Genomic DNA, 1615 nt, shown 5'->3' with positions numbered 1-1615 from the left:
GGGGCAATGTCGTTTAGTTAAGGTTTTTATAGTTGTTAATCAGCTAATTATATTGTATCTTAGAAGAGTAATCAATAACATATAAATGATGAAAAGACATCAAAGAACAATTCGAACTTATCCAAAGTTTGAAAAAAAAATTGACTTCTAAAGCGTTTATTTCCAGGCACAAGATTAACACCACCGACTTCACCAGGGAACGGAATTTGACCTTTGAAAAAGTATTTTTCTTGCTCATTAATTTTCTGACCAAATCCCTTCAAGCAGAACTGGATAATTTATTTAAAGTAATCCTAAACAAAGAGATTCCTGTAAAGGAAGTGACCAAGGGCGCATTTAGTTTAGCCAGAAAAAAACTTGGTTATGAGGCCTTTATTGAGCTTGATAAAGATCAGCTAGCCTATTTTTATCAAACAGCATCCTATAAGAGATGGCAGGGTTTTAGGCTCATTGGGATAGATGGTTCTACAGCCCGGTTGCCCTTTAGCCATGAAATAGTTAAAAAATATGGTATCCATGATATCTCCGAAACAGGTGTCTCAATTACTTATGCCCGCTTGTCCCAAGCATATGATGTACTCAATAATTTAACCCTTGATGCTAAATTGTCTACCTATAATGACAATGAGCATAGTTTGGCATTAGGGCATACCACAGTATTTGAGAAGGGCGATTTAGCATTGTATGATAGAAATTATGCTTCATTCTGGATGTTTGCCTTATTGATGGACAAGCAAACTGATTTTTGTGCTAGGTTAAAAGTGGGCAGTTGGAAAGTTGCCAAAGAGCTATCAAATAGCGGGAACAAAGAAATCATAACAGAACTATACCCCAGTAAACAGAGTGCCAAAAAGTGTAAAGCCTTAGGCTTGTCAACCGCACCGATTATGCTTCGTTTTATTTGTATAGAACTCAATACCGGGGAAAAAGAGGTGCTGGTTACCAGTTTGACAGATAACCAGAAGTACCCTTATGAAATTTTCTCTGGGCTATACCAACTTAGATGGCAGGTAGAAGAATCTTATAAGACAATGAAATCGAGATTGAAAATCGAAAATTTTAGTGGAAAAAGCTGTTTGGCAGTCCTTCAGGATTTTTACGCGAAAATATTTTCTTGCAACCTTACAACTATCCTGGTATCAGGAACAGATGAAATGGTAAGCCATATATGTGAAAAACGAAAAAGGAAGTACAAACCAAACTTCACACAGGCACTTAATCGAATGAAAAACAGCATCGTTTTACTGTTTTGTAGAGATCGGAAAACCGTAATGGACTATTTGGGTGAATTAGAAATTTTATTCGTCTCTAATCTTGAAATGGTAAGGGACGGTAGGTCTTTTGGTAGGAATTTCAGAAAAAGTAAACGTATATACCCAATGCCCTACAAGAACGCTTTCTAAAGGATCCTAAATAAACCCATATAGTTATTGTTTGAAGCTTATCAAAAGATAAGCCTAGAATTACTATGCATATACTTTTCTGAAAAACTCAAGTTTATCCTTCTTTATAGAAGAGGTAGTAATACCCATGTACACATTTACCACTAAATCAGAAAAAAAGATTTCAACCAACGATTTTCAATACACCTGTTTCCTTAACTAAACGACATTGG

1 protein-coding gene is annotated in these 1615 nt (G+C 35.7%); it reads left to right on the top strand.

All coding sequences use genetic code 11. The features are described 5' to 3' along the window. Positions 1-128: 128 nt before the first annotated feature. Complete coding sequence (locus tag F0000_RS27245; RefSeq protein WP_368668153.1) at positions 129-1403, top strand: IS4 family transposase; 1275 nt, start codon at positions 129-131, stop codon at positions 1401-1403. Positions 1404-1615 lie beyond the last annotated feature (212 nt).

Source organism: Aquimarina sp. RZ0 (assembly GCF_008370685.1).
Classification (GTDB): Bacteria; Bacteroidota; Bacteroidia; order Flavobacteriales; family Flavobacteriaceae; genus Aquimarina.
This window is presented reverse-complemented; position numbering and strand designations above follow the sequence as displayed.